General features: G+C 39.5%; 18 protein-coding genes and 1 pseudogene. 4 read left to right on the forward strand and 15 right to left on the reverse strand.

The annotated features are described in order from the left end of the window. Positions 1-158 precede the first annotated feature (158 nt). From IGI92_RS12750 to IGI92_RS12815, 14 genes and pseudogenes are all read right to left on the reverse strand, one after another. A pseudogene (locus IGI92_RS12750) lies at positions 159-1,088 on the reverse strand (BspA family leucine-rich repeat surface protein); the annotation flags it as partial. Between the two features lie 993 nt (positions 1,089-2,081). Continuing rightward, the gene (locus tag IGI92_RS12755) at positions 2,082-2,432 is read right to left on the reverse strand and encodes a DUF7006 family protein (RefSeq protein WP_301405523.1); all 351 of its coding nucleotides are present in this window, start codon (positions 2,430-2,432) and stop codon (positions 2,082-2,084) included. A gap of 41 nt (positions 2,433-2,473) precedes the next feature. Then, positions 2,474-6,877, reverse strand: a complete 4,404-nt coding sequence (locus IGI92_RS12760; protein WP_430608502.1) for a SpaA isopeptide-forming pilin-related protein — start codon at positions 6,875-6,877, stop codon at positions 2,474-2,476. A gap of 57 nt (positions 6,878-6,934) precedes the next feature. Next, the gene (locus IGI92_RS12765; protein ID WP_301389907.1) at positions 6,935-7,285 is read right to left on the reverse strand and encodes a hypothetical protein; all 351 of its coding nucleotides are present in this window, start codon (positions 7,283-7,285) and stop codon (positions 6,935-6,937) included. 252 nt (positions 7,286-7,537) lie between these two features. Then, entirely contained in the window at positions 7,538-8,995 is a 1,458-nt protein-coding gene (locus IGI92_RS12770; protein WP_301389908.1) for a helix-turn-helix domain-containing protein, read from the reverse strand. Positions 8,996-9,655: 660 nt separating this feature from the next. Continuing rightward, positions 9,656-10,000, reverse strand: coding sequence for a DUF7006 family protein (locus tag IGI92_RS12775; protein ID WP_301405518.1), 345 nt, complete (start codon positions 9,998-10,000; stop codon positions 9,656-9,658). A 71-nt stretch (positions 10,001-10,071) separates the two neighbouring features. Next, positions 10,072-14,316 (reverse strand): MucBP domain-containing protein, encoded by a 4,245-nt coding sequence (locus IGI92_RS12780; protein WP_430607210.1) that lies wholly within the window; start codon positions 14,314-14,316, stop codon positions 10,072-10,074. A gap of 484 nt (positions 14,317-14,800) precedes the next feature. Further along, complete coding sequence (locus tag IGI92_RS12785; RefSeq protein ID WP_301388277.1) at positions 14,801-15,235, reverse strand: DUF6075 family protein; 435 nt, start codon at positions 15,233-15,235, stop codon at positions 14,801-14,803. Positions 15,236-15,828: 593 nt separating this feature from the next. Then, positions 15,829-16,257 carry a DUF3324 domain-containing protein gene (locus IGI92_RS12790; RefSeq protein ID WP_301388275.1) on the reverse strand — a complete coding sequence of 143 codons (429 nt, stop codon included), beginning with the start codon at positions 16,255-16,257 and terminating at the stop codon, positions 15,829-15,831. A 320-nt stretch (positions 16,258-16,577) separates the two neighbouring features. Next, positions 16,578-17,651, reverse strand: a complete 1,074-nt coding sequence (locus tag IGI92_RS12795) for an ABC transporter substrate-binding protein (RefSeq protein ID WP_005234158.1) — start codon at positions 17,649-17,651, stop codon at positions 16,578-16,580. Then, positions 17,648-18,484, reverse strand: coding sequence for an ABC transporter permease (locus tag IGI92_RS12800; RefSeq protein ID WP_005228535.1), 837 nt, complete (start codon positions 18,482-18,484; stop codon positions 17,648-17,650). Before IGI92_RS12800 ends, IGI92_RS12795 begins: the two co-directional genes overlap by 4 nt. Continuing rightward, positions 18,481-19,290, reverse strand: a complete 810-nt coding sequence (locus IGI92_RS12805) for an ABC transporter permease (RefSeq protein WP_005234157.1) — start codon at positions 19,288-19,290, stop codon at positions 18,481-18,483. The genes IGI92_RS12800 and IGI92_RS12805 overlap by 4 nt, the downstream gene beginning before the upstream one ends. 12 nt (positions 19,291-19,302) lie before the next feature. Further along, positions 19,303-20,391 (reverse strand): ABC transporter ATP-binding protein, encoded by a 1,089-nt coding sequence (locus IGI92_RS12810; RefSeq protein ID WP_005228533.1) that lies wholly within the window; start codon positions 20,389-20,391, stop codon positions 19,303-19,305. 16 nt (positions 20,392-20,407) lie between these two features. Further along, the gene (locus IGI92_RS12815; protein WP_015510239.1) at positions 20,408-20,950 is read right to left on the reverse strand and encodes a helix-turn-helix domain-containing protein; all 543 of its coding nucleotides are present in this window, start codon (positions 20,948-20,950) and stop codon (positions 20,408-20,410) included. Positions 20,951-21,336: 386 nt separating this feature from the next. On the opposite strand from IGI92_RS12815, the gene IGI92_RS12820 reads away from it, so the two are divergent. The 4 genes from IGI92_RS12820 to IGI92_RS12835 are packed head-to-tail and all read left to right on the forward strand — an operon-like array spanning position 21,337 to position 24,308. After that, positions 21,337-22,326 carry an acryloyl-CoA reductase gene (locus IGI92_RS12820; protein ID WP_301388269.1) on the forward strand — a complete coding sequence of 330 codons (990 nt, stop codon included), beginning with the start codon at positions 21,337-21,339 and terminating at the stop codon, positions 22,324-22,326. Further along, positions 22,323-23,072 carry a phosphopantothenate--cysteine ligase gene (gene coaB / locus IGI92_RS12825; RefSeq protein ID WP_400449828.1) on the forward strand — a complete coding sequence of 250 codons (750 nt, stop codon included), beginning with the start codon at positions 22,323-22,325 and terminating at the stop codon, positions 23,070-23,072. The genes IGI92_RS12820 and coaB overlap by 4 nt, the downstream gene beginning before the upstream one ends. Positions 23,073-23,103: 31 nt before the next feature. Further along, positions 23,104-23,661: a phosphopantothenoylcysteine decarboxylase gene (gene coaC / locus IGI92_RS12830; RefSeq protein WP_008380717.1), complete on the forward strand. Its 558-nt coding sequence runs from the start codon at positions 23,104-23,106 to the stop codon at positions 23,659-23,661. A gap of 2 nt (positions 23,662-23,663) precedes the next feature. Beyond that, a complete protein-coding gene (locus IGI92_RS12835; RefSeq protein ID WP_005228527.1) occupies positions 23,664-24,308 on the forward strand; it encodes an ECF transporter S component in 645 nt (214 codons plus the stop codon). Positions 24,309-24,373: 65 nt separating this feature from the next. On the opposite strand, the gene IGI92_RS12840 is transcribed toward IGI92_RS12835, so the two are convergent. Beyond that, complete coding sequence (locus IGI92_RS12840) at positions 24,374-25,594, reverse strand: hypothetical protein (protein WP_301388265.1); 1,221 nt, start codon at positions 25,592-25,594, stop codon at positions 24,374-24,376. Positions 25,595-25,615: the final 21 nt, after the last annotated feature.

Consider the following 25,615-nt stretch of genomic DNA (forward strand, 5'->3'; position numbering starts at 1 on the left):
GAAGAGGTAAATTGAAATTCTCCTAAAGGATTTGATATAGATCCATCACCTACTGACTGCCAAACACCAAGAAATCCACTAGTACTTGGTACTGTGGTTAGAGCAGCACCGGGGAGAAACCTGAAATTAGATCCTAATACTAATTGTCTCAACCCGCGTGATTGAAAGAACATATTACTCATATTTGTAACTTTATTTGTATTGAAATTCATTAGATTTAAGGATTCTACAAAAGAGTTGCTGAACATGTGCTCCATATTAACCACGTTACTTGTGTCAAAATTTGATACATCAAAATCAATCATCCTTGTTTGAGAAAACATGTATCTCATAGTTGTGACCTTAGATGTATCAAAACTTGAAACGTCTAAATTTGTAATCCTTGTATTGAAAAACATAATATCCATACGATTCACATTTCTCGTATCGAAATTTGAAACGTCTAAGCTGGTTGCAGGAATATCTCGAAACATCCCCCCCATATCTGTAACATTACTTGTATCGAAACTTGAAACATTTAAGTCTGTTACTCTAGAATGACCGAACATATTATTCATATTTCTTACATTTCTTGTATCAAAACTTGATAAATCTAAATTTGTTTCCCAACTATTTTGAAACATGCCCCTCATCTCTGTCACATTAGTGGTATCCAATTTTTCTAATCCTTGAATGGACCCTCTAAATTGACTGAATAAAAAACTTGCTCTTGGTTGTAATACTACTGTCTCTTCAAAAACAATTGTATTTATATCAAAGTTACGGTTGAACCATGGTGCTTGTTCAGATGATCCTCCTCTTCCTCCTGAAATTCTTATCGTCTGACTTTCAAGGTCTACATCCCACCTAGTAGTCCCCCAGGTTCCTGATGTTGGATGTGGATTTATTTCTTCATTGCTATTTTCATTAGTAACATTCTTTGAATCTTCTATATTATCATCATCTAAAATAAGACTATCTTCTGAACTATTCTCCGCTTCTTTAAGTACATCGACTTGATCTGGATGATGTTCTTGAAAATCATCTATTACAGTATCCGCAAATGTAGCCATAGGTTGTCCAAATGTCATTATGCCAATCAACAACATATTTCCTAATTTCTTTATCACTACTCAGAGTTCCTTTCATTAATGCAAAATTTTCATTCCTATGAATCATGTTCTAATATCGATGTGAATGGCTATTGTTCTTTGAACAAATGAATTTTCAAAAACAATTGTTTAATATTTCACATATAAAATCAATTGTGTATTCACCTTAATTTGTTATGAAAAGTCATGCCTATCTGTTAAAAGTATACAAGTTTACTTCTTGATATACATGTCAAATATTTCAGGAAAACATGAAAAAAATGATAAAGACCAATAGATATATCGAACAGAACCTTTGTATAGTCTTCTGATTCCCTCAGTTTATTTAAAGATATATCCGTATCAGAATTTTTTTATGTAAACATACTAATAATATTTCAAATTTAGTTTTGCTTAACATAGCTAACAGCTAAAACAACATATAAAGTTTAAGTAAAATTTGAACACCCATGTACAACTTTTAGGACTTCTAAAAAATCTTAAAGAAAATAAAAGAGAAGTCAAAAACTTTTAAGTTTATGACACCATTCAAGATTTGTAATAATTATCATAAACCTAATTTTTAATTTAAAAATTAACAATTTATGAGTTTATGGGCACAAAAATATAATAATGCATATCAATCATTGTATCTAAAAAGAGTGTTCAGAAATTAGTCATTTTCTGAACACTCTTTTTAACGATTTCATCATGCACATTCTATTTTTTTGAAATCTAATTTGCTCAACATATCTGGCCGTCAAGAAACGTTTATATAATTCAATCGGCAAATAGACCACCAAGGTATACTCTGTTGACCTCTTAATGAAATGCTTTCTGAACTAATTAATTAAGCAACTGAAGGAGCTAAGAAATGAGCAATTGAAAATTAGCTATACTTTAAAATCTTATATTCTCTTAAAATAGTTTTCTTCGAAAAAAAATCGACACCCTTGAAAAGGTTACCGATTTTCCTTATGAATAGACTTCATCTGTCATATTCTAGTATTTTCATGTTACGTTAAAAATGATTGTATGGTATGATTGATCACCCCTACTATATCCGCAAAGTTCTTTGTAATAATTCTTATAGTCTTTTTCAGCCAGACTAATAATTTCACCACTAGAAAATTCATCAAATTTAATTAAATCAAAAATGATAGATAGTCTTGAGTCAATACCCAAAATTTGTGGGAATACTTCCCAGAAATTCTCTTGCGAAATTTCCGCAATTAATATACATAGAACTTCCCGTTGACTTTCGATATAAGCTTTTACTTCGTTTTGATCAGTTTGGTTTAACTTAGTTTCTTCATCGAAACCATTTAGGTATGTTTCTAGGTTAGTAAATTTATCGATCACAACAATTTTCCCCCCTTTACTTATGAGGGACTTCCCTCTCTTTATTCATGATCATATTTATCATTTTTCATAAATTTAATAGCAAAGAAAACAAGTATCCCCCCAATTGCAATCATTATGAGCTGCCCAATGACATCTTCCCCAGTTCTTGGCAGATACTTACTTCCACTACCCGATGACTCGTCTTTAGGAACTGATTCATCAAAATTTTTTCTATTCTCTTTTATTAAAAATATTGCTGCTTCCTGTTCACTTTCAATTCTGAAAGTTATTGGTGTTGCATCCAACTCATAACCAGTCGGTGCTTGCGTTTCTACCAGCTGATATGTTCCTGGTGCCAAACCTTCGATCGCTAGTCTTCCGTCAACGCCCGTGGTTAACCCAGACTGCAAAGCTGTTCCATCTTTATCTTGTAACTCAAAGACCGCTCCTTGTAAGACTTCTCCACTTTGATCATCAATTTTGGTTAACACGACACCCCCTGGTGTCAATCGATTTTCTTTTGCCATTTCTACGACCGCTGTCTGACTTCGTTCAATCTCAAATTTAATCGGGGTCGCATCCAACTCATAACCAGTCGGTGCTTGCGTTTCTACCAGCTGATATGTTCCTGGTGCCAAACCTTCGATCGCTAGTCTTCCGTCAACGCCCGTGGTTAACCCAGACTGCAGAGCTGTTCCATCTTTATCTTGTAACTCAAAGACCGCTCCTTGTAAGACTTCTCCACTTTGATCATCAATTTTGGTTAATACGACACCCCCTGGTGTCAATCGATTTTCTTTTGTCAATTCTACGACCGCTGTCTGACTTCGTTCAATCTCAAATTTAATCGGGGTCGCATCCAACTCATAACCAGTCGGTGCTTGCGTTTCTACCAGCTGATATGTTCCTGGTGCCAAACCTTCGATCGCTAGTCTTCCGTCAACGCCCGTGGTTAACCCAGACTGCAAAGCTGTTCCATCTTTATCTTGTAACTCAAAGACCGCTCCTTGTAAGACTTCTCCACTTTGATCATCAATTTTGGTTAACACGACACCCCCTGGTGTCAATCGATTTTCTTTTGCCATTTCTACGACCGCTGTCTGACTTCGTTCAATCTCAAATTTAATCGGGGTCGCATCCAACTCATAACCAGTCGGTGCTTGCGTTTCTACCAGCTGATATGTTCCTGGTGCCAAACCTTCGATCGCTAGTCTTCCGTCAACGCCCGTGGTTAACCCAGACTGCAGAGCTGTTCCATCTTTATCTTGTAACTCAAAGACCGCTCCTTGTAAGACTTCTCCACTTTGATCATCAATTTTGGTTAATACGACACCCCCTGGTGTCAATCGATTTTCTTTTGTCAATTCTACGACCGCTGTCTGACTTCGTTCAATCTCAAATTTAATCGGGGTCGCATCCAACTCATAACCAGTCGGTGCTTGCGTTTCTACCAGCTGATATGTTCCTGGTGCCAAACCTTCGATCGCTAGTCTTCCGTCAACGCCCGTGGTTAACCCAGACTGCAAAGCTGTTCCATCTTTATCTTGTAACTCAAAGACCGCTCCTTGTAAGACTTCTCCACTTTGATCATCAATTTTGGTTAACACGACACCCCCTGGTGTCAATCGATTTTCTTTTGTCAATTCTACGACCGCTGTCTGACTTCGTTCAATCTCAAATTTAATCGGGGTCGCATCCAACTCATAACCAGTCGGTGCTTGCGTTTCTACCAGCTGATATGTTCCTGGTGCCAAACCTTCGATCGCTAGTCTTCCGTCAACGCCTGTGGTTAACCCAGACTGCAAAGCTGTTCCATCTTTATCTTGTAACTCAAAGACCGCTCCTTGTAAGACTTCTCCACTTTGATCATCAATTTTGGTTAACACGACACCCCCTGGTGTCAATCGATTTTCTTTTGTCAATTCTACGACCGCTGTCTGACTTCGTTCAATCTCAAATTTAATCGGGGTCGCATCCAACTCATAACCAGTCGGTGCTTGCGTTTCTACCAGCTGATATGTTCCTGGTGCCAAACCTTCGATCGCTAGTCTTCCGTCAACGCCTGTGGTTAACCCAGACTGCAAAGCTGTTCCATCTTTATCTTGTAACTCAAAGACCGCTCCTTGTAAGACTTCTCCACTTTGATCATCAATTTTGGTTAACACGACACCCCCTGGTGTCAATCGATTTTCTTTTGTCAATTCTACGACCGCTGTCTGACTTCGTTCAATCTCAAATTTAATCGGGGTCGCATCCAACTCATAACCAGTCGGTGCTTGCGTTTCTACCAGCTGATATGTTCCTGGTGCCAAACCTTCGATCGCTAGTCTTCCGTCAACGCCTGTGGTTAACCCAGACTGCAAAGCTGTTCCATCTTTATCTTGTAACTCAAAGACCGCTCCTTGTAAGACTTCCCGACTCTCTTCAGCGTATTTTATTAGTTTGACGCTGCCGGTATCAAGGATATTTTGAATAGTTAATGTTACTTCTTCTATCGAGTTTTCATTTATGAAAACTTCATGGAGCGTTGAATCTAAAAGATATCCTTCTGGAGCTTGTGTTTCTCGGATTTGATATCTACCTACAGGCAGTGGTTCGCTTATAAACTCACCATTTTCATTTGTTTTACCTTCTGCTATTAATTGTGAATCACTGGATAAGATTTCAAACCCTGCTCCCGGTAGTCGTTGGCCGTTCTCATCTGTTTTAATTACTTTGATACGTCCATCAATTTTTCTCGTACTTACAACACTTGTGTTTAGCCTGCTGTCCCCATTCACTAAAGTTGCAAAATTTGAAATTTGGTCACCAACTGAATAGGCTGCTACATTGACCTTAAAAGAGAGTGTGAAATTTATTGGACCGACAATCTCACGATTCGCACTGAACCGAACTACATTATCATCCACATCTGTATCAATGAAGGAAGGAATATCTGACAGAAATGAGTCAAATACCATCCCCTCTTCCAAAACATCTTCAATAACTAGAGTATTGCTTGTACCAGAAAACATTGAAACATGTAGAGAATACGTTAGTTCATCTTCATCAAGGTTGATAATATTTTTATCCACACTTTTTCTTAAAGATATCGCAGGAAGATTGCTCGCTGGAATTCTCAAACGATAGGATTGCTCAATTACTTGATTATTATAGGTCATGCTCGCATAGTTTCGAGAAAAACCATCCTCTTGCCTTCCTTCATTGAACAAATCAACATCGGTCACTTCAAGAGCATATTCAATAATATACGCTTGCTCCCCTGTTAGATCACCAAAATCCACAATGAGTGTATTCGTTTCCCTATTGAATGATACCCTATCAACAAAATCCTCGGAGACATAATGGAAACTATTTCCTGCTTCACCAGGATTCGTTACTTCCGCAATTCGAACTCCGCCGGAAATGGTCTCTGTATTTCCACTAGCATTCCAAGTGCTCGGATTTGAAGCTAGTGTTGTTCCTTGTGGTAATACATCCGTGACCACTACACCATCTTTTTGTGATCCATCATAATTGACCGTTAATATAAACTTGTTACTATTAGTTACATCTTGCCCGTCAATTTGTAGATTACCAAGCGCACCTTGGCTGTCACTTTCTCTAGAGCCATAGTAAAGTTTCGAAAAAATAGGCTTTGATAAAGCCGCAGGTGTAATAGAAAATTCCGTGTTTACAACTTGTTCAGCATAGCTAATTTGCACATTATATGGGTTATTCGGAGCTGTCCCGCCTGTTTGAAAAGTTGCAACTTCAAACATAATGCTGAATGTATAAAGCTGAGCAGCTTCCCCCAGTCCTTCATAATCAAAAGTAAAAGGAAAAACAACATCTGTTCCTTCTTGATAAAATGCCAATGGCTTTAAAGGTGATCCAGCAGACACATTTACTACAATAGACGCAACTGATCCTATTGATTCTCTAGGAACTCGAACGAACATCTCTCCGTACTCTTCAAGAATATCACCCGCACCACCTTGAATATACCCAGTCAATGTTTGTGTATTTCTACTTATCAAGGTTGGATGCGTGGCAGAAATACCGATATCATAACTCAAAAGATTCTCTTCTTTGTTTATCTGTGGTTCTTGCGATACAGACGGATCAGAAGAATCTACTTCACTAGAAGAGGCACTGCTACTTTCTTCTGGCGCATTGATTGCAATTGAAACTGTATTGGATTTAATATCACCACTTCTTGCAGTTAACTCATATTCCCCTGAATATTCAGAAGAATAGGTAATCACACGCTCATTATCGCTGACTTGATTCACTTCCCCTTCAGTCAAGTCTTGACTCTTTTCAATGATCAATGCATCTAGAACCTCTGGGGTCCCTTGGACTCGCAGTTGAAAATTCTCTCCTTGTGCAGCTTCTGTTCGATCAATTTCAATTAATAATGATCTATCAGACAATTCGGTTAAAGATTCTGCTAATGCGGTTATTCCCCCTACCTGATTCATAATGATAAGTAAGGTTAAAAATAGATTTATTGTTTTTTGAACTATGTTTTTCAATTGTTACTCCTCCTTGTAATTTTGACTAAATAATAAGGTGCCTGATAATTTTCTAAAAAGATTCCCCAACTCAAATCTGCTTTGTTCACCATCATGTATTTGGGGCTCCTCTTCAAGCCTCACAAGATATGCTGTAAATAACGCTAATGGCTGTCGGTCATTTTCAATTTCTTCAGGTGAATGATCTGATATTTTCGTATTACTTTTAGTTATCTTTGTTACTCGACCATAACTAACTTTTCGCGAATTTTGTAAATCATCTATTTTAGATTCCGAATCATCAAAAGGAATCCACCTGAAAAATACACTAATCAGTAATAAAAAGACCGAAGTTATACTTATTTTTTTATTCATTTTGGTCGTTACCTACCATTCTTTAAACACCTCTCACCAAAAAAACTGTATGTGCTATCCTGTAAAAATAGTATACTGAAACATTCACGATCAATTTGGTCATAACGGGACATTTTTTATTCATTATTTTCATTTGGAGAAAATAATCTATAAAAAAAGCCCCCTATTCCTTCTACGAATGGCGGCTCCTCCAAGAAAAAAGTAGGATACGAGCGAGTAACTACCTTAAATCCAGCAGCATCTGACAACTATCTACACAATCTTTTTTCTTTTGATATGAATAATTTTATTTCCAAAATCTTCCCAATCATCAGAAGAAGGCGGATTTTTCCAGATTATTTGTTCAACACCAATTTTATTTATTAAGCAATCAGATAAAAACAAATCTGTTCGACTAGAAAATCGATCCTCTAATATAATGTTAAAGTTCTTAAATCCCTTAATCTGTGAAGAAATATAATGACTATATTGTTCCCCTAATGAAAAATCAACGCATACATACACTGGTTTTTCCAGTGTAGATATGTCACAAGAATCAAATAACAGGAACAGGTAATCATAAAACAATTGAGCTTGATTGATCGACTCATCGAATGGTAGTTGAGAAAATCGTTCTTCAATAATTACTTTGATCGTTCGTGCAATTTCTGGATACGTCTCTGTAAAAAAATTGATTTGTTTTTTTGAACGAAATACAAACGGATGAAAATGAAACAGAAAATATCTACGATTAGTTTGAACAATTTTTTCTAAAAGCACTTGATTTACTTCAGTTGCTTTGGCTTCTCCTAAATTTGGAAGAAGTAAGGAATCAAAAATAGCTTTGACAATTTTCTTTGATTCACCATCTACTTTAAAGAACCTATCTGTATCGATTTTTTCAACTAGTTTATTCTGTCCTCTAAAGCTAGCTGGTACACAGAGATAAAGATATAGAATAAAAGTCCCTATCTCTTTTAGGAACTGGTTTTGGTTAGGAAACGCTGTTGCTGAAAAAATATTGAGTAAACTTTGATCAATATCATAATCCGTTAGGTAATCAGCATTAATTGAATGTTTATTTTGATACCTAACCGTCATAATCCCTAAAAACAATTGTAATTTTACATATTCGGTATGTGACAACTTAAGATTAAACCAATGCAAAGCATACTGCGTAAGCTGGTTCACAGATTTTTCAGTAGCAGCTGAAAAAGGAAAGAACATCCCATTATAAATCTCAAAATAGATACAAAAAAGTTTTGTCCGGATATTTTGTTCATCACCTATAAGCTGATTTTTTTTAATCTTGATACCATTTTTTTTTAGAAAAGCTTTTAATTCTCTTCGTTTTACATAAACATTTGAACTGCTTAAATGGTTATTATCTGAAAATGTATCGACTGATTGTTCATTTACCAGTAGATCAGTCAAAATTTTAAATTTGGGGGCTGATTTAAAATAGTGAAGTCGCATTTGTTTGATTACTTCGAGATTTAATTTCTCACATAGAATTTCACCATCATCCATTAAAATAATTTGATTGATTCCCGTGACTAATTGAAGTTCTTCTGTAAGTTCCTTAAAATATACAGTGAACTTAAATTTTGTTAGCCCAGTGATTTCTCTTACTTTTGAATAGAGAATGAAGTTGTTTTTTTCAATCTCAAGTAACCTAAGAATCGAAATTTTATAATGTTCTTTTTCTTCTAACAGTTCTTCAATATTCAACTAGAACACCTCTCTAAGTCATGATTATGAATATGCCGCTTGTCTATCCGAGAATTATATAAGAAAAATTCCCTTTATGAAAGTCCATTAAATAATTTATACAATCCGAAGTTTGCAATGTAAATACATAGAGCAATAATAATTTTATGTAAGGAAGCGGTATTCTTCTTGACTACATTTATACTCAAGAGTAACTAGTAAATACAAAATGGTGCTAACTGCAGTATTTATTATTTTCAAATTTACCTATGCTACTCCTATCACAATTAGGGCTTATCACCCAATCATTTGTGTATAAACTAGCCTGGCTTTTAGTGATAAATTATCTTGGTGTATCTTTTTAATTATTCTACTTTATTGATTCTCGCTTGTATATTTTTTTAACTCAAAGATAATATTTAGCCATCACAACTGATGATATAGAAGAAAGAATCAGTTGTGATGGCTTTCAATATTAAGGTCTTTTGATAGCCGCAACGAACAGTTTCTTTATTTAGATAAGATAACTTCTCAATAACATTTCCACTGTTAGCATTTAATTATTTCCTATTGCCCTCATGGGTTAAACTAATTTTAAGTGTTAATTAGTTACTAAGGTGATCATAAACAGGGAGCACAAACGCAAAAGATTCTGCCCCTTACATTTTAATCAAAATGAATTCAACAAACATTGAATATTATGGAATGACGAGTTTCCATGCTCAAATCATATCCACACAATTCTTTAAAGTAGTTTTTATAGTCATTCTCAATAATTCGAATTATCTCATCCTTTGAAAAATCCTCAAACGTACTCAATTCTACTAATAGATTTAATTTGGCATCTATGCCCAATATTTCTGGAAAGATTTCCCAGAATGTATCTTTAGAAATATTTTCTGTTAACTTTTCTAGATTACAAAGTTGAGAATTCAAATAATCTTCCAATTCTGCCTCATCATTACATTTGTCATAGAGTTCATATCGAAAATGATCAATATATTCTTTCTTTGATGTGAATAGCATAATAGTTAAATTTCCTTTCTATAATATTGAAAAGCAACAAATCACTAATAGATTTGTTGCTTTTTTTTTAACTAATCTTTATCCTTCTTCCTTTTTCTTACCACGAATACAAAAATTCCCATGACAATAAGCGATCCCGCCAATACCATTGATACCTGTCCGATTAATGATTCACCAGTATTAGGTAATTTTTTATTTGAATCAGAGAAGTTGTTATCTGTCGATAAATCATTATCAGAATTATCTTGTTCACTATCGACTTTATTTATCACATAGATATAAACAACTTCTTGCGGGTTTTCGGTAAAGATTCCTGAAGAATTATCTGGTATTCCTGTCAAGTGCCAACCAGGAATCTCTTTGGCTTCACTTTCATATGGCAAGCCAACTTTTCCGCTCAGGATACTTGGCTCTGATAGTTGATTCCCTTCAGTATCGACATATCTAACAGTGATCGGTGCGGCATCCGAGCGGTCGTAAACATACACCGCTTCTTGTGGCTCTTCAGTAAATGTTCCTGAAGCATTGTCCGGTGTTTCCAACACATACCAGCCAGGGATCTCTTTGGCTTCACTTTCATATGGTAAGCCAACCTTTCCGCTCAGGATACTTGGTTCTGCCAGCTGGTTTCCTTCGGAATCTTGGTACTTCACAGTAACTGGTGCGGCATCTGATCGATCATACACGTACACCACTTCTTGTGGGTCTTCAGTGAAAGTCCCTGAAGCATTGTCCGGTGTTTCAATCACATACCACCCACGAATCTCTTTGGATTCACTTTCATATGGCAAACCAACTTTTCCGCTTAATATACTTGGCTCTGCTAGCTGGTTTCCTTCGGAATCTTGGTACTTCACAGTAACTGGTGCGGCATCTGATCGATCATACACGTACACCACTTCTTGTGGGTCTTCAGTGAAAGTCCCTGAAGCATTGTCTGGCGTTTCAGTTACATACCAACCAGGGATCTCTTTGGCTTCACTTTCATATGGCAAACCAACTTTTCCGCTTAATATACTTGGCTCTGCTAGCTGGTTTCCTTCGGAATCTTGGTACTTCACAGTAACTGGTGCGGCATCTGATCGATCGTACACGTACACCACTTCTTGCGGCTCTTCAGTGAAAGTCCCTGAAGCATTGTCTGGCGTTTCAGTTACGTACCAACCAGGGATCTCTTTGGCTTCACTTTCATATGGCAAACCGACTTTCCCGCTTAGGATACTTGGTTCTGATAATTGATTACCTTCAGTATCGACATATCTAACGGTGACCGGTGCGGCATCTGATCGATCGTACACGTACACCACTTCTTGCGGCTCTTCAGTGAAAGTCCCTGAAGCATTGTCTGGCGTTTCAGTTACGTACCAACCAGGAATCTCTTTGGCTTCACTTTCATAAGGCAAACCGACTTTTCCGCTTAATATACTTGGCTCTGCTAGCTGGTTTCCTTCGGAATCTTGGTACTTCACGGTGACCGGTGCGGCATCTGATCGATCGTACACGTACACTACTTCTTGCGGCTCTTCAGTGAACGTCCCTGAAGCGTTGACTGGCGTTTCAGTTACATACCAACCAGGAATCTCTTTGGCTTCACTTTCATATGATAAACCAACTTTTCCGCTTAATATACTTGGCTCTGATAGTTGATTCCCTTCGGTATCTTGATATTTCACGGTGACCGGTGCGGCATCCGAGCGGTCGTAAACGTACACCACTTCTTGTGGCTCTTCAGTGAACGTCCCTGAAGCGTTGACTGGCGTTTCAGTTACATACCAACCAGGAATCTCTTTGGCTTCACTTTCATATGGTAAGCCAACCTTTCCGCTCAGGATACTTGGTTCTGCCAGCTGGTTTCCTTCGGAATTTTGGTACTTCACAGTAACTGGTGCGGCATCTGATCGATCATACACGTACACCACTTCTTGTGGGTCTTCAGTGAAAGTCCCTGAAGCGTTGACTGGCGTTTCAGTTACGTACCAACCAGGAATCTCTTTGGCTTCACTTTCATAAGGCAAACCGACTTTCCCGCTTAGGATACTTGGTTCTGATAATTGATTACCTTCAGTATCGACATATCTAACGGTGACCGGTGCGGCATCTGATCGATCGTACACGTACACCACTTCTTGCGGATCTTCAGTGAAAGTCCCTGAAGCATTGTCTGGCGTTTCAGTTACGTACCAACCAGGGATCTCTTTGGCTTCACTTTCATATGGCAAACCAACTTTTCCGCTTAATATACTTGGCTCTGCTAGCTGGTTTCCTTCGGAATCTTGGTACTTCACAGTAACTGGTGCGGCATCTGATCGATCATACACGTACACCACTTCTTGTGGGTCTTCAGTGAAAGTCCCTGAAGCATTGTCTGGCGTTTCAGTTACGTACCAACCAGGAATCTCTTTGGCTTCACTTTCATATGGCAAACCAACTTTTCCGCTTAATATACTTGGCTCTGCTAGCTGGTTTCCTTCGGAATCTTGGTACTTCACAGTAACTGGTGCGGCATCTGATCGATCATACACGTACACCACTTCTTGTGGGTCTTCAGTGAAAGTCCCTGAAGCATTGTCCGGTGTTTCAATCACATACCACCCACGAATCTCTTTGGCTTCACTTTCATAAGGCAAACCGACTTTCCCGCTTAGGATACTTGGTTCTGATAATTGATTACCTTCAGTATCGACATATCTAACGGTGACCGGTGCGGCATCTGATCGATCGTAAACGTACACTACTTCTTGCGGATCTTCAGTGAAAGTCCCTGAAGCATTGTCTGGCGTTTCAGTTACGTACCAACCAGGAATCTCTTTGGCTTCACTTTCATATGGCAAACCGACTTTTCCGCTTAGGGTACTTGGTTCTGATAATTGATTACCTTCAGTATCGACATATCTAACGGTGACCGGTGCGGCATCTGATCGATCGTAAACGTACACTACTTCTTGTGGATCTTCAGTGAAAGTCCCTGAAGCATTGTCTGGCGTTTCAGTTACGTACCAACCAGGAATCTCTTTGGCTTCACTTTCATATGGCAAACCGACTTTTCCGCTTAGGATACTTGGTTCTGATAATTGATTACCTTCAGTATCGACATATCTAACGGTGACCGGCGCTGCATCCGAGCGATCGTAAACATACACTACTTCTTGTGGACTATCAGTAAAAGTGCCTGTGGCATTTCTCGGTATTTCGACCACACTCCAGCCGGGAATTTCTTTAGCTTCCGTACTATACTGACTACCAAATTCGCCCTCTATTGTAACTGAAGGCGCCAGCTCATTTCCTTCAGAATCAAGAAATTTAACTGTTACTGGTTGAGAAACTTTTTTTTCCAATATATAAGTTCCTGGTTTTGAGCCATCGTAAAAGGTACTTAACAAGGTTCTTCGAGCTGTTACAACTCTTTCTTCAGGATCATTTCCGTTTTGATCTTTTAGATAAAGCCAATTTCCGGTGTATTCTACTGAAGGAGCACCGGTTTGGAAAACCGGTCTTGAAGAACTACCCATGTGCAAAAATGTTGTATTTACTCCTAAATGAATGGTTCGTAAGTTTCGAGCCTCAAAGATAAACCAAGAGTTCGTTGAGCTACTCCTTACGTTTGTCATATTCCAACTACTAATATCAAGTTCAACTAAGGAAGTCATATTATGAAAGGTTCTATTAATTGAGGTAACATTGCTAGTGTTCCAACCATTCAGATTTAAAACTTCCAGAGAATCGCTGTCTGCAAATAAAAAATCAAAAGTTGTAACCTGGCTTGTATCAAAAGATAGCGTATCAATATAGGTCAAACTTTTTAGATTTTGAAATAGGTTAGCTGCGTTAGCTTGTAAAACGACTGTGCCCTCAACAATAATGCTTTGGACATTGGTATACGTTTTCCACGGAGCAGCAGCAACTGTTCCCGCATTCCCTCCTTGTAATGTTATTGTGGCGGTCTCGCTATTCCATTCCCAGGGGACAGATCCCCAAGTACCTGCTACAACATCTTCTGCTAAAGTCTCTTCCTTTTTTTCTACTTCATCGGAATTATTCGATTCTTCACTACTATCGGTTTCATTATTCGTAGAATAGGAAGGAGTGCTCTCTTCAGAAGTACTATCAACGGTTGAACCCGAATCTATAACATTTTCTTCTATTTTATCTAAGGTACTCTCCGAACTTTCCTCAAGGGCATCAGATATTTCTTCATGCTCTTCACTGACTGAGTTATTGGTTTGCAGTTCGCTATCAACCGTATTAGCAAATACTGTAATAGGTTGACCAAGAACCATCATTCCAACTACCAATATGCTACTAAACTTGTATAACACCTAGTTTCACTCCTTTATATAAAACAGCCCAACTTGAAATGACAGTCGCATTTGTCCCAATATTCTTCATTATTTAGAATGTAAAAATTCCCATAACTCAAATTTTTACATTCCCAGTTTAATAGTATTTCCAAGACCCCAAAAAAAAATTTTAGGGTCTATTTTCCTTTTTCTCATTAACGAAGGTTATTGGTAAAATTAGTATTATATTACTGTCTACATAATACCTTTAATTACCAATAAACTCTTATCATAATTTTCATGAACCTATGAAATTTATGATTTTTATTAACCTTAATAATATATTATTGGTAGTATTCATACTAAATATTTGAACTGATGATATTATAAGTTTAATGAGATGGATAAAAGGAAACTCCATTGATCATGTAGTTCTAGTTCCCTCATTGAATATAATTATTTTCATCATTTAAACTTCAATCTCATATCGATGGCATTTCTAGCTAACTTATGTCCTGTTTCATCAATTCCAGACAAAAATTTCTAACGGAGAAACGTAATACTTCTTTCCGTTGTCAAACTCATGGAAATCCTGATATGTATATAAGTTATATCCCAAAGCAAGCAGTCTTTTATCACCGCCACATAAATGACCATCAAACCAGATTTCACTATTGATCTCTTTTCCTTTAATATTAACAAATGTGTGCAGTTCATTGAACAGTCTATCATCACCAGACAAAATATACACTAAGCTTCTCCAGTAAGGATCATTAAGATCCTTAAATCCTAATTCATTCATCATATTAGTGAATTTTCTAATGTGTTCTTTGTTTAAAAATAATTCTTCCGTAATATCTTCCTCCCAGATTCTGTACCAATCGAGTATAATTTGATTAATTGAATTCGACTTTTGCATTTTTAAATTCAAAATATTTTCCTGACATCCAGTCTTCATTCTCATTCACCAAAATAAACTGATTGGTGCCCATCACTAATTGATACTTCAGTCGACAGGATTTACATTTATAGTAATCAGTCGGGTACATAAACTCACACTACGCTCATACAGTTGCTGTGCGAGACTCCCTCAATCGTTTGGCGGCCAGTACAACCGTTTGTTGTAGGATGTAATCGGTATTTTACATTGACCGCCATAACACTCTCTTTTTTGTGACAAGTCAATCACTCCTTTCATTGAGATCTTATACGCTTAACCGTTCTTTTATATACGGTATAAGCATAACTTCGGAGAAGTTCCGTTTAAATACACAGATAGAAAGAACCATTTTCTATCACTACTCATTTCAAAAGATTATTTAATGAAAGAGTACCCGGATATTTACAGTATTAAAAAAATGATTTTTCTTTTCAAAGTTCACATCACCCTTCCAATGTTTTGGAAGGTTATATCAGAAAATACAATGTATTTAAATGTTTCTTTTTTTAAAGATGCTACGAGAGTCGATCCTTTTAATGACGAATTATTTTCTAATATCTTTATCTCCCAATAGTTTATATTAGTGGGCTGCACACTCGTAGTCCTCTAATCTAAACTGTATTTACAAACACAGCTGATTCATTTAGATTGGCTGCTTCTTCGGTTGTTATAGTAAAATTCCTCTCAAATTCGTAAGTTTTATCATCCGCCTCAACTATTAACTGAATAGTGTATTCTTCAGGTTGGATAGCTGTCTGTTGAAGATCAATTCCATAGTTAAAATTCGAGTTTGGTGCCATTTTTAAGCCTGTTCGATTACTAATATATAGGGGAGATTCTTCCCCAAGGCGATAAATAGTTGCTTCCATAGCTAAAGATGAGATCATTCTTTCAGCAGTATTTTGCAAATTAGCTTCGATAAAATTAAAGCTAGACCGTTGAGCTGCCCGGACATCGTTTAATTGTAGTTCATTTTCAGATACTTCATCCCCTAACTCAATCATCACAGCAATATTATAAGAAAATCGATTCACTACCATAGCTGAACCTTCATCAGAAATTAAAAAACCTTCTAGAAAAAATGGCAGCTAATCTACACATTTTCTAGAAGGATTGGTTAATTATTTATTGAGGTGAAACTAAGAGAATAATCGACTGTTCTATAATATTTATCAACCATTAATCATAAGATATAATGACATTTTTCTGGAAGAAATTTATTGGAAGAAAGCTTTAAATAACGCCGAAAAATATGTTTTTAACGATTTTTTGGAAGAAAATTGGAAAACTAACAAGAAAAATGGTTGAAAGGGTTCGTTATATTTGGTTGGTTTTATGCCATTCTTACTGAGTTTTCACGCTATTTCCGATACATCTTCAATTCCAAGAACAAATCGTTATAGATGCCAAGATACTCAGCACCTAAGTTTTCATAGACTTCGAGGTGTTCCATCAATTCATCGGATGGGTAGAATTGTTCGTCTTCGGTGATCTCGTCTGGCAGTAAGGCCATGGCTTCTTGGTTAGGTGTGGAATAGCCGATGTACTCTGCGTTTTGTGCAGCATTCTCGGGTTCTAGCATAAAGTTCAAGAAGGCGTAAGCACCGGCTTCGTTTTGTGAGGTCTTAGGAATGACCATATTATCAAACCACAGGTTGGAGCCTTCCGAAGGGATCACATAATGAATGTGTTCGTTTTCGTACATCATGTCGGCTGCTTCCCCAGAAAATGTGACCGCAACCGATGCTTCTTCATTGGCCATGTACATCTTGATTTCATCTGCGACGATGGCTTTGATGTTTGGGGTCATGGTCCGAAGCTTATTGAATGCCTCTTGCAGCTGATCATCGTCTTTGCTGTTTAGAGAATAGCCTAAGCTGTCCAAACCTAATCCCATTACTTCACGCGCGCCATCGATCAGCATGATGCTGTTTGCTAATTCGGGTTTCCAAAGATCGTCCCATTGGGTGATCTCACCTTCATCAAAGAATTTATCGTTATAGACGATCCCTAGTGTTCCCCAGAAATAAGGGATCGAATATTGATTGCCCGGATCAAAACTCAGGTCTAAAAAGCGAGGGTCGATATTGTCTAGCCCTTTGATTTTGCTGTGATCCAATGGTTTTAAAAGATTTTGTTCCATCATTTTCTCAATCATGTATTCACTCGGTATGGCGATGTCATAGGACGTACCGCCTTGTTGGATCTTCGTGAACATCGCTTCATTTGAGTCAAAGGTTTCATAATTGACTTTGTAGCCAGTCTCTTCTTCAAACTTACTGATCAAATCAGGGTCGATGTAGTCGCCCCAGTTGTAGATGTTGACGACCTCAGCACCTGCCATACCAGAGGTGCGTTCCAATTCACGGACACCAAAGAGCAAGATCAGGACGATCGCAACAATACCGATAATCAGAGATTGTAGTCGTTTCATCGCAGATTTGCCACCTCCACACGGCGGTTTTTACGTAATTTCTTCGCGCCGTTTTCTTTACTGATAAAGTAATAGCCTACCACCAGAATCATGGAGAATAAGAAGACAAGTGTGCTTAATGCATTGATTTCTAAACTGATTCCTTGACGTGCTCTAGAATAGATCTCTACTGATAAGGTACTAAAGCCATTGCCCGTCACAAAGAATGTTACGGCAAAATCATCAAGTGAATAAGTAAAGGCCATGAAATAGCCGGCGATGATGCCCGGTGTCAAGAAAGGCAAAATGATATTTTTAATGACTTGAAAATTATTCGCGCCTAAATCACGGGCAGCATCGATCATTGAATCGTTCATCTCTTGCAATTTCGGCAAGACCATCAATACCACGATCGGGATACTAAAGGCGATATGCGAAAGCAACACGCTGAAAAAGCCTAAGCTAAACCCACGGAACAAGTTGCCGATCATCGTAAAGAAAATCAAGAAACTGGCGCCAATGATGACATCTGGTGAAACCAGCAAAATATTATTCAAACTCAACAAGGCCGTTCTCGTTCGGCGCTTGCGGGTATAGTAGATGCCCATCGCACCAAATGTGCCAATGATCGTTGCCAGTAATGCTGATAAAAATGCCAGCATAAAGGTGTTCAACACGATGATCATCAAGCGGGTATCTTGAAAGACGGATTGGTAATGTTCAAAAGTGAAACCCGTAAAAGCATTCATGGTGCCTCCTTCATTGAAGGAATAGAAAATCAAATAAAAGATCGGCACGTACAAAAGAATAAAGACGACGATCAGATAAAGATTCGACCAGCGAAATTTTTTCATTTACGTTGCCCTCCTTTTTTCTTTTCTCCCGTAAACAACATCACGAGGAACATGGCGATGATCAAAATGACGCCGATGGTCGAACCCATGCCCCAATTTTGGGTAACGAGAAAGTGCTGCTCGATCGCCGTACCAAGCGTGATCACGCGATTGCCCCCAATCAAACGGGTCAACATGAAGAGGGAGAGCGATGGAATGAAGACGGCTTGGACGCCGCTTTTTACCCCGTTTAACGAAAGAGGGAAAATCACTCGTCGGAAAGTATCATAGCTGTTTGCCCCTAGATCGCGACTGGCACTGATCAAAGAGGGATTCATTTCTTCTAAGGCATTAAAAATCGGCATGATCATAAAGGGCAGTTCGATATAGACGGCAACCGTCAAAAAGCTGAAGTCAGTAAACAAAATCTGCTTTGGTCCAACCCCCATGATTTCTAGGAAGTTGTTGACACTGCCATGAATGCCGAAAATCCCAATAAACGCATAGGCTTTTAACAATAAGTTGACCCACGTTGGTAAGATGATCAACAGCAGCCACAAATCTTTGTGGCGCAGCTTAGTTAAGAAATACGCTGTCGGGTAGCTGATCACTAAGGTAATCAAGGTGATCAAAAAGGCATACCAAACCGAGTTTAAGGTCATGATCAAATATTTTCCCGAACCTAAGTAGCTTTGATAATTGACCAGCGAAAAGTTGCCGTTCATATCAAAAAAAGATTGGTAGATGATCAATAAGACTGGTGCAATAACAAATAGCAATAACCAAAAGACATAGGGTATCGCATAAAAACGACGCATTTTCGTCATTAGCTTTCCCTCCTAATCTTCGTAGCTCTCTAAACGAGCATCAAAATCTTCTTCGGACTCATTGAAACGCATGACGTGGATGTCTTCTGGTTCAAAGGAAAGACCGATCTTGCTTCCTTCAGTGGCTTTTCTTGTAGAGTGAACCATCCACTCGTTGCCTTGTTCGTCGTAACAAATGATCTCGTAATGCACGCCTCGGAACAATTGCGTGTCTACTTCAACGACCAGCTTGCCTTTTTCCGCCGTCGTCAAATTCAAATCTTCTGGACGGATCACGATCTCAACGGCTTCATTCGGCCGCATCCCGCCATCGACACATTCAAATTGCTTGCCGACAAATTCCACTAAGTTGTCTTCGATCATCGTACCTGTGACGATGTTGCTTTCACCGACAAAATCCGCCACAAAATGGTTGATTGGTTCATCGTAGATATCCACCGGTGTGCCGCTTTGGACGATCTTCCCTTTGTTCATAACGAAAATCTCATCACTCATCGCCAACGCTTCTTCTTGGTCATGGGTGACAAAAATAAAGGTGATGCCTAGTCGCTGCTGCAATTCCCGCAGTTCGTATTGCATGTCAGTTCGCAATTTCAAATCCAATGCGGACAATGGTTCATCAAGAAGCAATACTTTGGGTTCATTGACGATCGCTCGTGCGATTGCGACCCGTTGGCGTTGTCCTCCAGACATTTCGCTGATTTCACGATTCTCATAACCAGGAAGCTGCACTAGCCGCAACGCTTCTAAGACTTTTTTATTCACTTCATCTTTTGGTAATTTTTTGATTCGCAGACCAAATGCCACATTTTCAAAAACGTTCATATGTGGGAATAAGGCGTAATCTTGAAAGACAGTATTCACTTGCCGTTGATTGGCAGGAACATCATTGATTCTTTGTCCATCAAAATAAACGTCGCCTTCTGTTGCGTCCGAAAAACCCGCAATGATGCGTAAGATGGTTGTTTTTCCACAACCTGAAGGACCTAACAATGTATAAAAGCGACCTTCTTCAATATCAAAACTCACTTTTTTCAAAACTGTTTCATCATCATCAAATCGCTTCACCACATTGTTGAATGAAATTATTGTTTTTCCCACACTCTTTCCTCCTGTACTATAAATAAGAATCTGTCACGACTACAAGCACACGGCTTTTTTTGCCCGCAATATTTTTTAATTGATGCGGCTCAGTCGCCTGATAATAAATCGATTGGCCTTTACGAGCCTTGTACTGCGTTTCTCCTAGTGTCAAGGCCACACTGCCCTCTAAGACATAGATAAATGTTTCTGCTAACGATGGTTCAAAGGTCTTGTATTCGCCCGCTTTATCAAAGGTCAGCAAGACTGGCTCCATTTCTTTTTCATTGGAATCGGGAATCAGCCACTTCAATTCATAGCCATTTTCTTCATCATAATAAAGCGTGCTGTCTTCTTCGCGATAAACCACTTGATGCTGCGCATTTTCTTCTCGGAAAAATTCCTCTGGTGTCACGCCTAAAACTTCTAAGATCGTAAAAAAAGTTTCCATAGAAGGCGAACTCAAATCACGCTCCAACTGTGAGATATAGCCTTTCGTCAAATCGGTCCGCTCGCCTAATTCTTCTTGGGTCAAATTCTTTTGAACGCGCAAATTGCGCAGCTTCTCGCCAATCTCCATGTTCATTCCCCCTTTGATTGACACAACTTCAAATAAAAAAGTTTGCTATAAGTAAACTTCATGTTTAATTTCACTTTTTCTAGTATACAAATAATTGCAAAAAACACAAGCCTTTTTTCTTCATTTTTTTGAAATCTTTTCTCTCTGATCAAAAAAAGGAGTGACGCTAAACGCTTGTATTATAAAGGAAAGGAGTGGCGGTCCCGTCATTTTCGCTTTTCAAAGGTTTAAAAGAACAACTTCTATTTTAACGAAGAAAAGGTAGATTTAATAATGATCTGTTTTTGCTGATTTTTTGATAAGAAGCCCTACCTTTTCTTGCTTCGCTGGTTAAAAAAATAAAACTTATGGTATTATGAGTACAAACCATCAAAGGAGTGTCTGAAATGACGAATTTCTCTACCTTTCGTGTCATGAATGAACCAAATTTTACTGCTTCACTCACAACTGCAACCCTTGACGAGCTGCCAGCAGGCGATGTGCTTGTCCGTGTTGATTACTCAGATGTCAATTACAAAGATGCCTTGGCAGCAAAAGAAAATGGCGGCGTGATCCGCACGTATCCGATGACGCCGGGAATCGATTTAGCAGGGGAAGTCGTGGACAGTCAGTCTGCTGATTTTGCCCCAGGCGACCAAGTCTTAGTGACAGGTTATGGCTTAGGGGTTTCTCACCCAGGCGGTTACAGTCAATTTCAACGGGTCCCAGCCGAGTGGCTCGTGAAACGTTCTGCTGGTTTTTCAGCAAAAGACAGTATGACCTATGGCACTGCTGGGTTCACAGCAGCTTTAGCGGTGCAAGAATTAGAACAGCTGCACTTAGCAAAAGACGCTGCTATTTTGGTGACAGGTGCTAGCGGTGGCGTCGGCAGTGTCAGCATTGCTTTATTGAAAAAACTGGGCTATACAAATATAGTGGCGCTATCTCGGAAAACCGATGCGCAATGGTTGTTGGACCTAGGCGCAGCGAAAATCATCAGTCCTGATGACGTGGTACCAGAAAAGGTCAAACCATTAGCAAAACAAACGTTTGCAGCGGTCATCGATACAGTTGGCGGTCCATTGCTTGCGGCAGTGCTTCCGCAAATCGCGTATGGGGGCGGTGCCTTCTTATGCGGCAATGCTGGTGGAATCAAAATCGAAACGACTGTCTTACCATTTATTTTGCGTGGGATTCGCGTAATTGGGATCGATTCGGTCAATGTTTCCCATGAGATCCGCTCGGCATTATGGGAGAAATTAGCGGGTGAGTGGAATGTGATCGATCAGCTTTACACGAAAGCCATCACTTTGGAAGACTTGCCAGAAACATTGGCAGCTTTATTAGCTGGTACGCACCAAGGACGGACGATCGTTGAGGTGTCACAAGCGCAATGAGAATTTTGATTACGGCTGGCGGTACTTCCGAAAAAATCGATGATGTCCGTGCAATCACGAATCATTCCACGGGCTCACTTGGTCAAGCCATTGCCAAGGAATGGCTGCAATACCCTGAGGTGGCCATCGATTACGTTACGACGAAAACTGCCAAACAACCGCCGATCGATCCACGCGTTACCTGTCATTTCATTGAAGGGACCACGGACTTATTGACGCAGTTGACCGATTTATTGACGACCCATTCGTATGCTGCTGTGATCCACAGTATGGCAGTCAGTGATTTCACCCCTGCTGCTCATTTTTCAGAAGCAGCGTTTTATGAAGCAATCAACGATGCCCTACCAGCTTATGACAACCAGGTCACTCCGGCATTGATGGCACACGTGCTCTCACAATCTGAATCAACGGCAGGCAAAGTTTCTTCCAATACTGATCATTTGTTTTTAGTGTTGAAGAAAACCCCGAAAGTGATCCAAACCATCAAAGCATTACAGCCGACAACCTTATTAGTCGGATTCAAATTATTAGTAGACGTAGCGGAAGCCGAGTTGTTTGCGGTCGCACGAAAAAGTCTGCTGGCTAGCCAAGCGGATTATGTGTTGGCCAACGACTTGACGCAAATTTCTGGAAACCAGCATGTCGGACACCTTTTGACACAAGAAGGACAAATCGGGACTGGCCGCACAAAAGCTGAGATCGCAACCTTGATCGTTGACACATTACGCAATGACCTGCGTGCTTAGCTAGATGTTTTTTAGAAAAGGAGAAAGAAACATGAAACAAAAACACGTTCTGCTTGGCGTCAGCGGCAGTATCTCTGCATACAAAGCAGCCGACCTAACCAATGAATTAACCAAAAAGGGCTATGCAGTGGATGTCTTAATGACCCAAAATAGCACACAATTTATTACGCCTTTGACGTTACAGTCATTATCCAAACGCCCGATCCATGTGGATGTTATGCAAGAGCGCCAACCAGATCGGATCAACCATATTGAACTAGCCAAACAAGCCGATCTTTTCTTGCTCGCCCCAGCCAGTGCCAACAGTATTGGCAAGCTGGCGCATGGGTTAGCCGATGATTTGATCTCAACAGTTGCCTTAGCGTTGCCGTTATCCGTGCCCCGCTTGATTGCACCAGCCATGAATACCGTCATGTACGAAAACCCGATTGTTCAAAGAAATTTAGGGATTTTGAAAGAAGTCGGCTTCCAAGAGATTGAACCCCGTGAAGCGTTACTGGCTTGCGGTGATTTCGGCAGAGGCGCATTAGCAGCAACAGAAACGATTCTCGAAAAAGCATTGACTGCTTTGGAAGTACGGAGTGTCTAACAATGAAAAAAATATCAACTTTTGAACTTGTCTTAACAGCTTTCTTTTTAGGAATCTTGATTCTTTTAGCATCGGTACCCTTTCTTGGGTTTATTCCCTTAGGACCAATCAATGCGACAACGATGCACATTCCTGTGATCATCGCTTCCATTGTATTGGGCCCTCGGATCGGCGGCTTTTTAGGCGGCGCCTTTGGGATCATCAGTATGGTGCGTTCGACATGGATCATCACCCCGCTTTCTTTTGTCTTCTCTCCTTTCGTACCGATTTATGGGAGTGATCAAGGAAGTTGGAAAGCGATCCTCGTAGCGCTGATTCCCCGTATTTTGATTGGTGTCGTTCCTTACTTTGTTTATAAAGGCTGTCAAAAAATCTGGAAAAACAAACAGCAAAGTCTTTCGCTACTGATTGCTGGTGTTGCCGGAGGTTTGACGAATACGATCCTGGTAATGAACTTAATCTACTTCTTGTTCCAGCAAGAATATGCGGAGGTTGTGGGAAAAGCCGGCAATGCTGTTTACGCAGCGATTTTGGGTGTGATCTTCGCCCAAGGCGTGCCTGAAGCCATTGTAGCGGGAATCGCCACGATGGCAGTTGGAACCGTTCTTTTGCGCTTAGTCATGAACCGCAAAAAAAATCGAATCTAAAAAATAGCGACCGCCTAAAGTTAGCTTTTTGGCTAACTTAGGCGGTCGCTTCCCTTTTGAGTGACTCATAAACTTTGTGTCATCTGGAGTGCTTCGACAAGCTCTTGATACTGCTCTTGGGTCAAATACTCTTCATAAAATGTCAGATAATCATCGATATCTGCTTGGGTCAAATAAGGCAGCTCTTGCTTGATTTGCAGCAGCAGTTCTTCAAACTCCTCATCCGTCAGCATATAAGAAGACCAATCATCGGCTTCATCATAGCTATCCCAGTACTCATCATCATAATCATTCTCATCCCCATCGTCATAGCTGTCATCCCAGCCATAATCATAGGGAGAAAACAATTCTTCTGGGTCAATCAATTCTTCCGCTGTGGGAATCGCAACCGCAGTATCACTTTTCTTCCCTGTAAAAGTCACCGTGGCTCCGATAGTGGTTTGCAGCTCATCCGCTTGCACGAAGTGAAAAGCCATTTTCTGCTGATTTGTTTTCGTATTGACGGTCATAGCTAAGTCAAACTGTTCGACTTCTTCCAGCATCGCTTCTAATTCGGCGACTTGCTTTTGATCGGCGCCGTGTTCTTGGGCATAGGTTGCATAATCTGCCAATTCTTCTTTGGTAAACGTGTGGCTGATCGTATCTCCATCTCTTTTGAAAGCATCCGGTTCAAAGGTTTTCAAATAGTCTGCAAATGTCTCATTATGAAAAAGACTGTTCATGGTAAAGAGGTTTTCAGGCGCTTTTTCTGCTTCGGTTGTCCCCTCGCCGTCCTCTGCAAAAGTTTCTTCGCCAAAGTAAGAATCCAAGGTTTCTTGATCGATGCGCAGGTATTTGCCTTCATATTCCGCAGCGTCTGGATTTGTCCCATAACTGTCACTACCAAATGCGCTGATATACCCTTGCAGTGTTTCATAGATTTCAGCTGACACATACGCTTCTTGTTTTTCTGGATCGACGATCAGCTTGATCGGCAGCTCCTGACCGCCATAAGCAACTGCCAGATTGAGTAAAATCGCTTTGGTTTCTTTGTCCTGGACGAAATCCCCTTTAAATGACGAGCCGACTAACTGTGACATCAACATAGAGGCATACCTATCGGCTTCTTGACCGTATTCGCTGGTGCTACCCATCTCAAAGGTATCGATCGTCGCTTGGAATTCACCAGCATTCGTTGCTTGCTGATTCGTTAACTGTTCGGCAAACTGTTCTTGCGGTAATTTCGTACAACCACCGAAAAGAAAGGCGAACCCAACAAACAAAATGACGCATCCCCACTTTTTCATCCTGCTCACTCCTTTTCGTTT

This window comes from Enterococcus sp. DIV2379, assembly GCF_050542965.1.
GTDB classification, from domain to species: domain Bacteria; phylum Bacillota; class Bacilli; order Lactobacillales; family Enterococcaceae; genus Enterococcus_D; species Enterococcus_D entomosocium.

What these genes read in the sequence shown, in the direction of transcription:
- IGI92_RS12765 (WP_301389907.1), bottom strand. Translation starts at nt 7,285, where the DNA reads ATGAATAAAAAAATAAGTATAACTTCGGTCTTTTTATTACTGATTAGT.
- IGI92_RS12795 (WP_005234158.1), bottom strand. Translation starts at nt 17,651, where the DNA reads ATGAAACGACTACAATCTCTGATTATCGGTATTGTTGCGATCGTCCTG.
- coaC (WP_008380717.1), top strand. Translation starts at nt 23,104, where the DNA reads ATGAAACAAAAACACGTTCTGCTTGGCGTCAGCGGCAGTATCTCTGCA.
- IGI92_RS12800 (WP_005228535.1), bottom strand. Translation starts at nt 18,484, where the DNA reads ATGAAAAAATTTCGCTGGTCGAATCTTTATCTGATCGTCGTCTTTATT.
- IGI92_RS12790 (WP_301388275.1), bottom strand. Translation starts at nt 16,257, where the DNA reads ATGGTAGTGAATCGATTTTCTTATAATATTGCTGTGATGATTGAGTTA.
- IGI92_RS12805 (WP_005234157.1), bottom strand. Translation starts at nt 19,290, where the DNA reads ATGACGAAAATGCGTCGTTTTTATGCGATACCCTATGTCTTTTGGTTA.
- IGI92_RS12820 (WP_301388269.1), top strand. Translation starts at nt 21,337, where the DNA reads ATGACGAATTTCTCTACCTTTCGTGTCATGAATGAACCAAATTTTACT.
- coaB (WP_400449828.1), top strand. Translation starts at nt 22,323, where the DNA reads ATGAGAATTTTGATTACGGCTGGCGGTACTTCCGAAAAAATCGATGAT.
- IGI92_RS12840 (WP_301388265.1), bottom strand. Translation starts at nt 25,594, where the DNA reads ATGAAAAAGTGGGGATGCGTCATTTTGTTTGTTGGGTTCGCCTTTCTT.
- IGI92_RS12760 (WP_430608502.1), bottom strand. Translation starts at nt 6,877, where the DNA reads ATGAATCAGGTAGGGGGAATAACCGCATTAGCAGAATCTTTAACCGAA.
- IGI92_RS12835 (WP_005228527.1), top strand. Translation starts at nt 23,664, where the DNA reads ATGAAAAAAATATCAACTTTTGAACTTGTCTTAACAGCTTTCTTTTTA.
- IGI92_RS12815 (WP_015510239.1), bottom strand. Translation starts at nt 20,950, where the DNA reads ATGGAGATTGGCGAGAAGCTGCGCAATTTGCGCGTTCAAAAGAATTTG.
- IGI92_RS12775 (WP_301405518.1), bottom strand. Translation starts at nt 10,000, where the DNA reads ATGCTATTCACATCAAAGAAAGAATATATTGATCATTTTCGATATGAA.
- IGI92_RS12785 (WP_301388277.1), bottom strand. Translation starts at nt 15,235, where the DNA reads ATGAAGACTGGATGTCAGGAAAATATTTTGAATTTAAAAATGCAAAAG.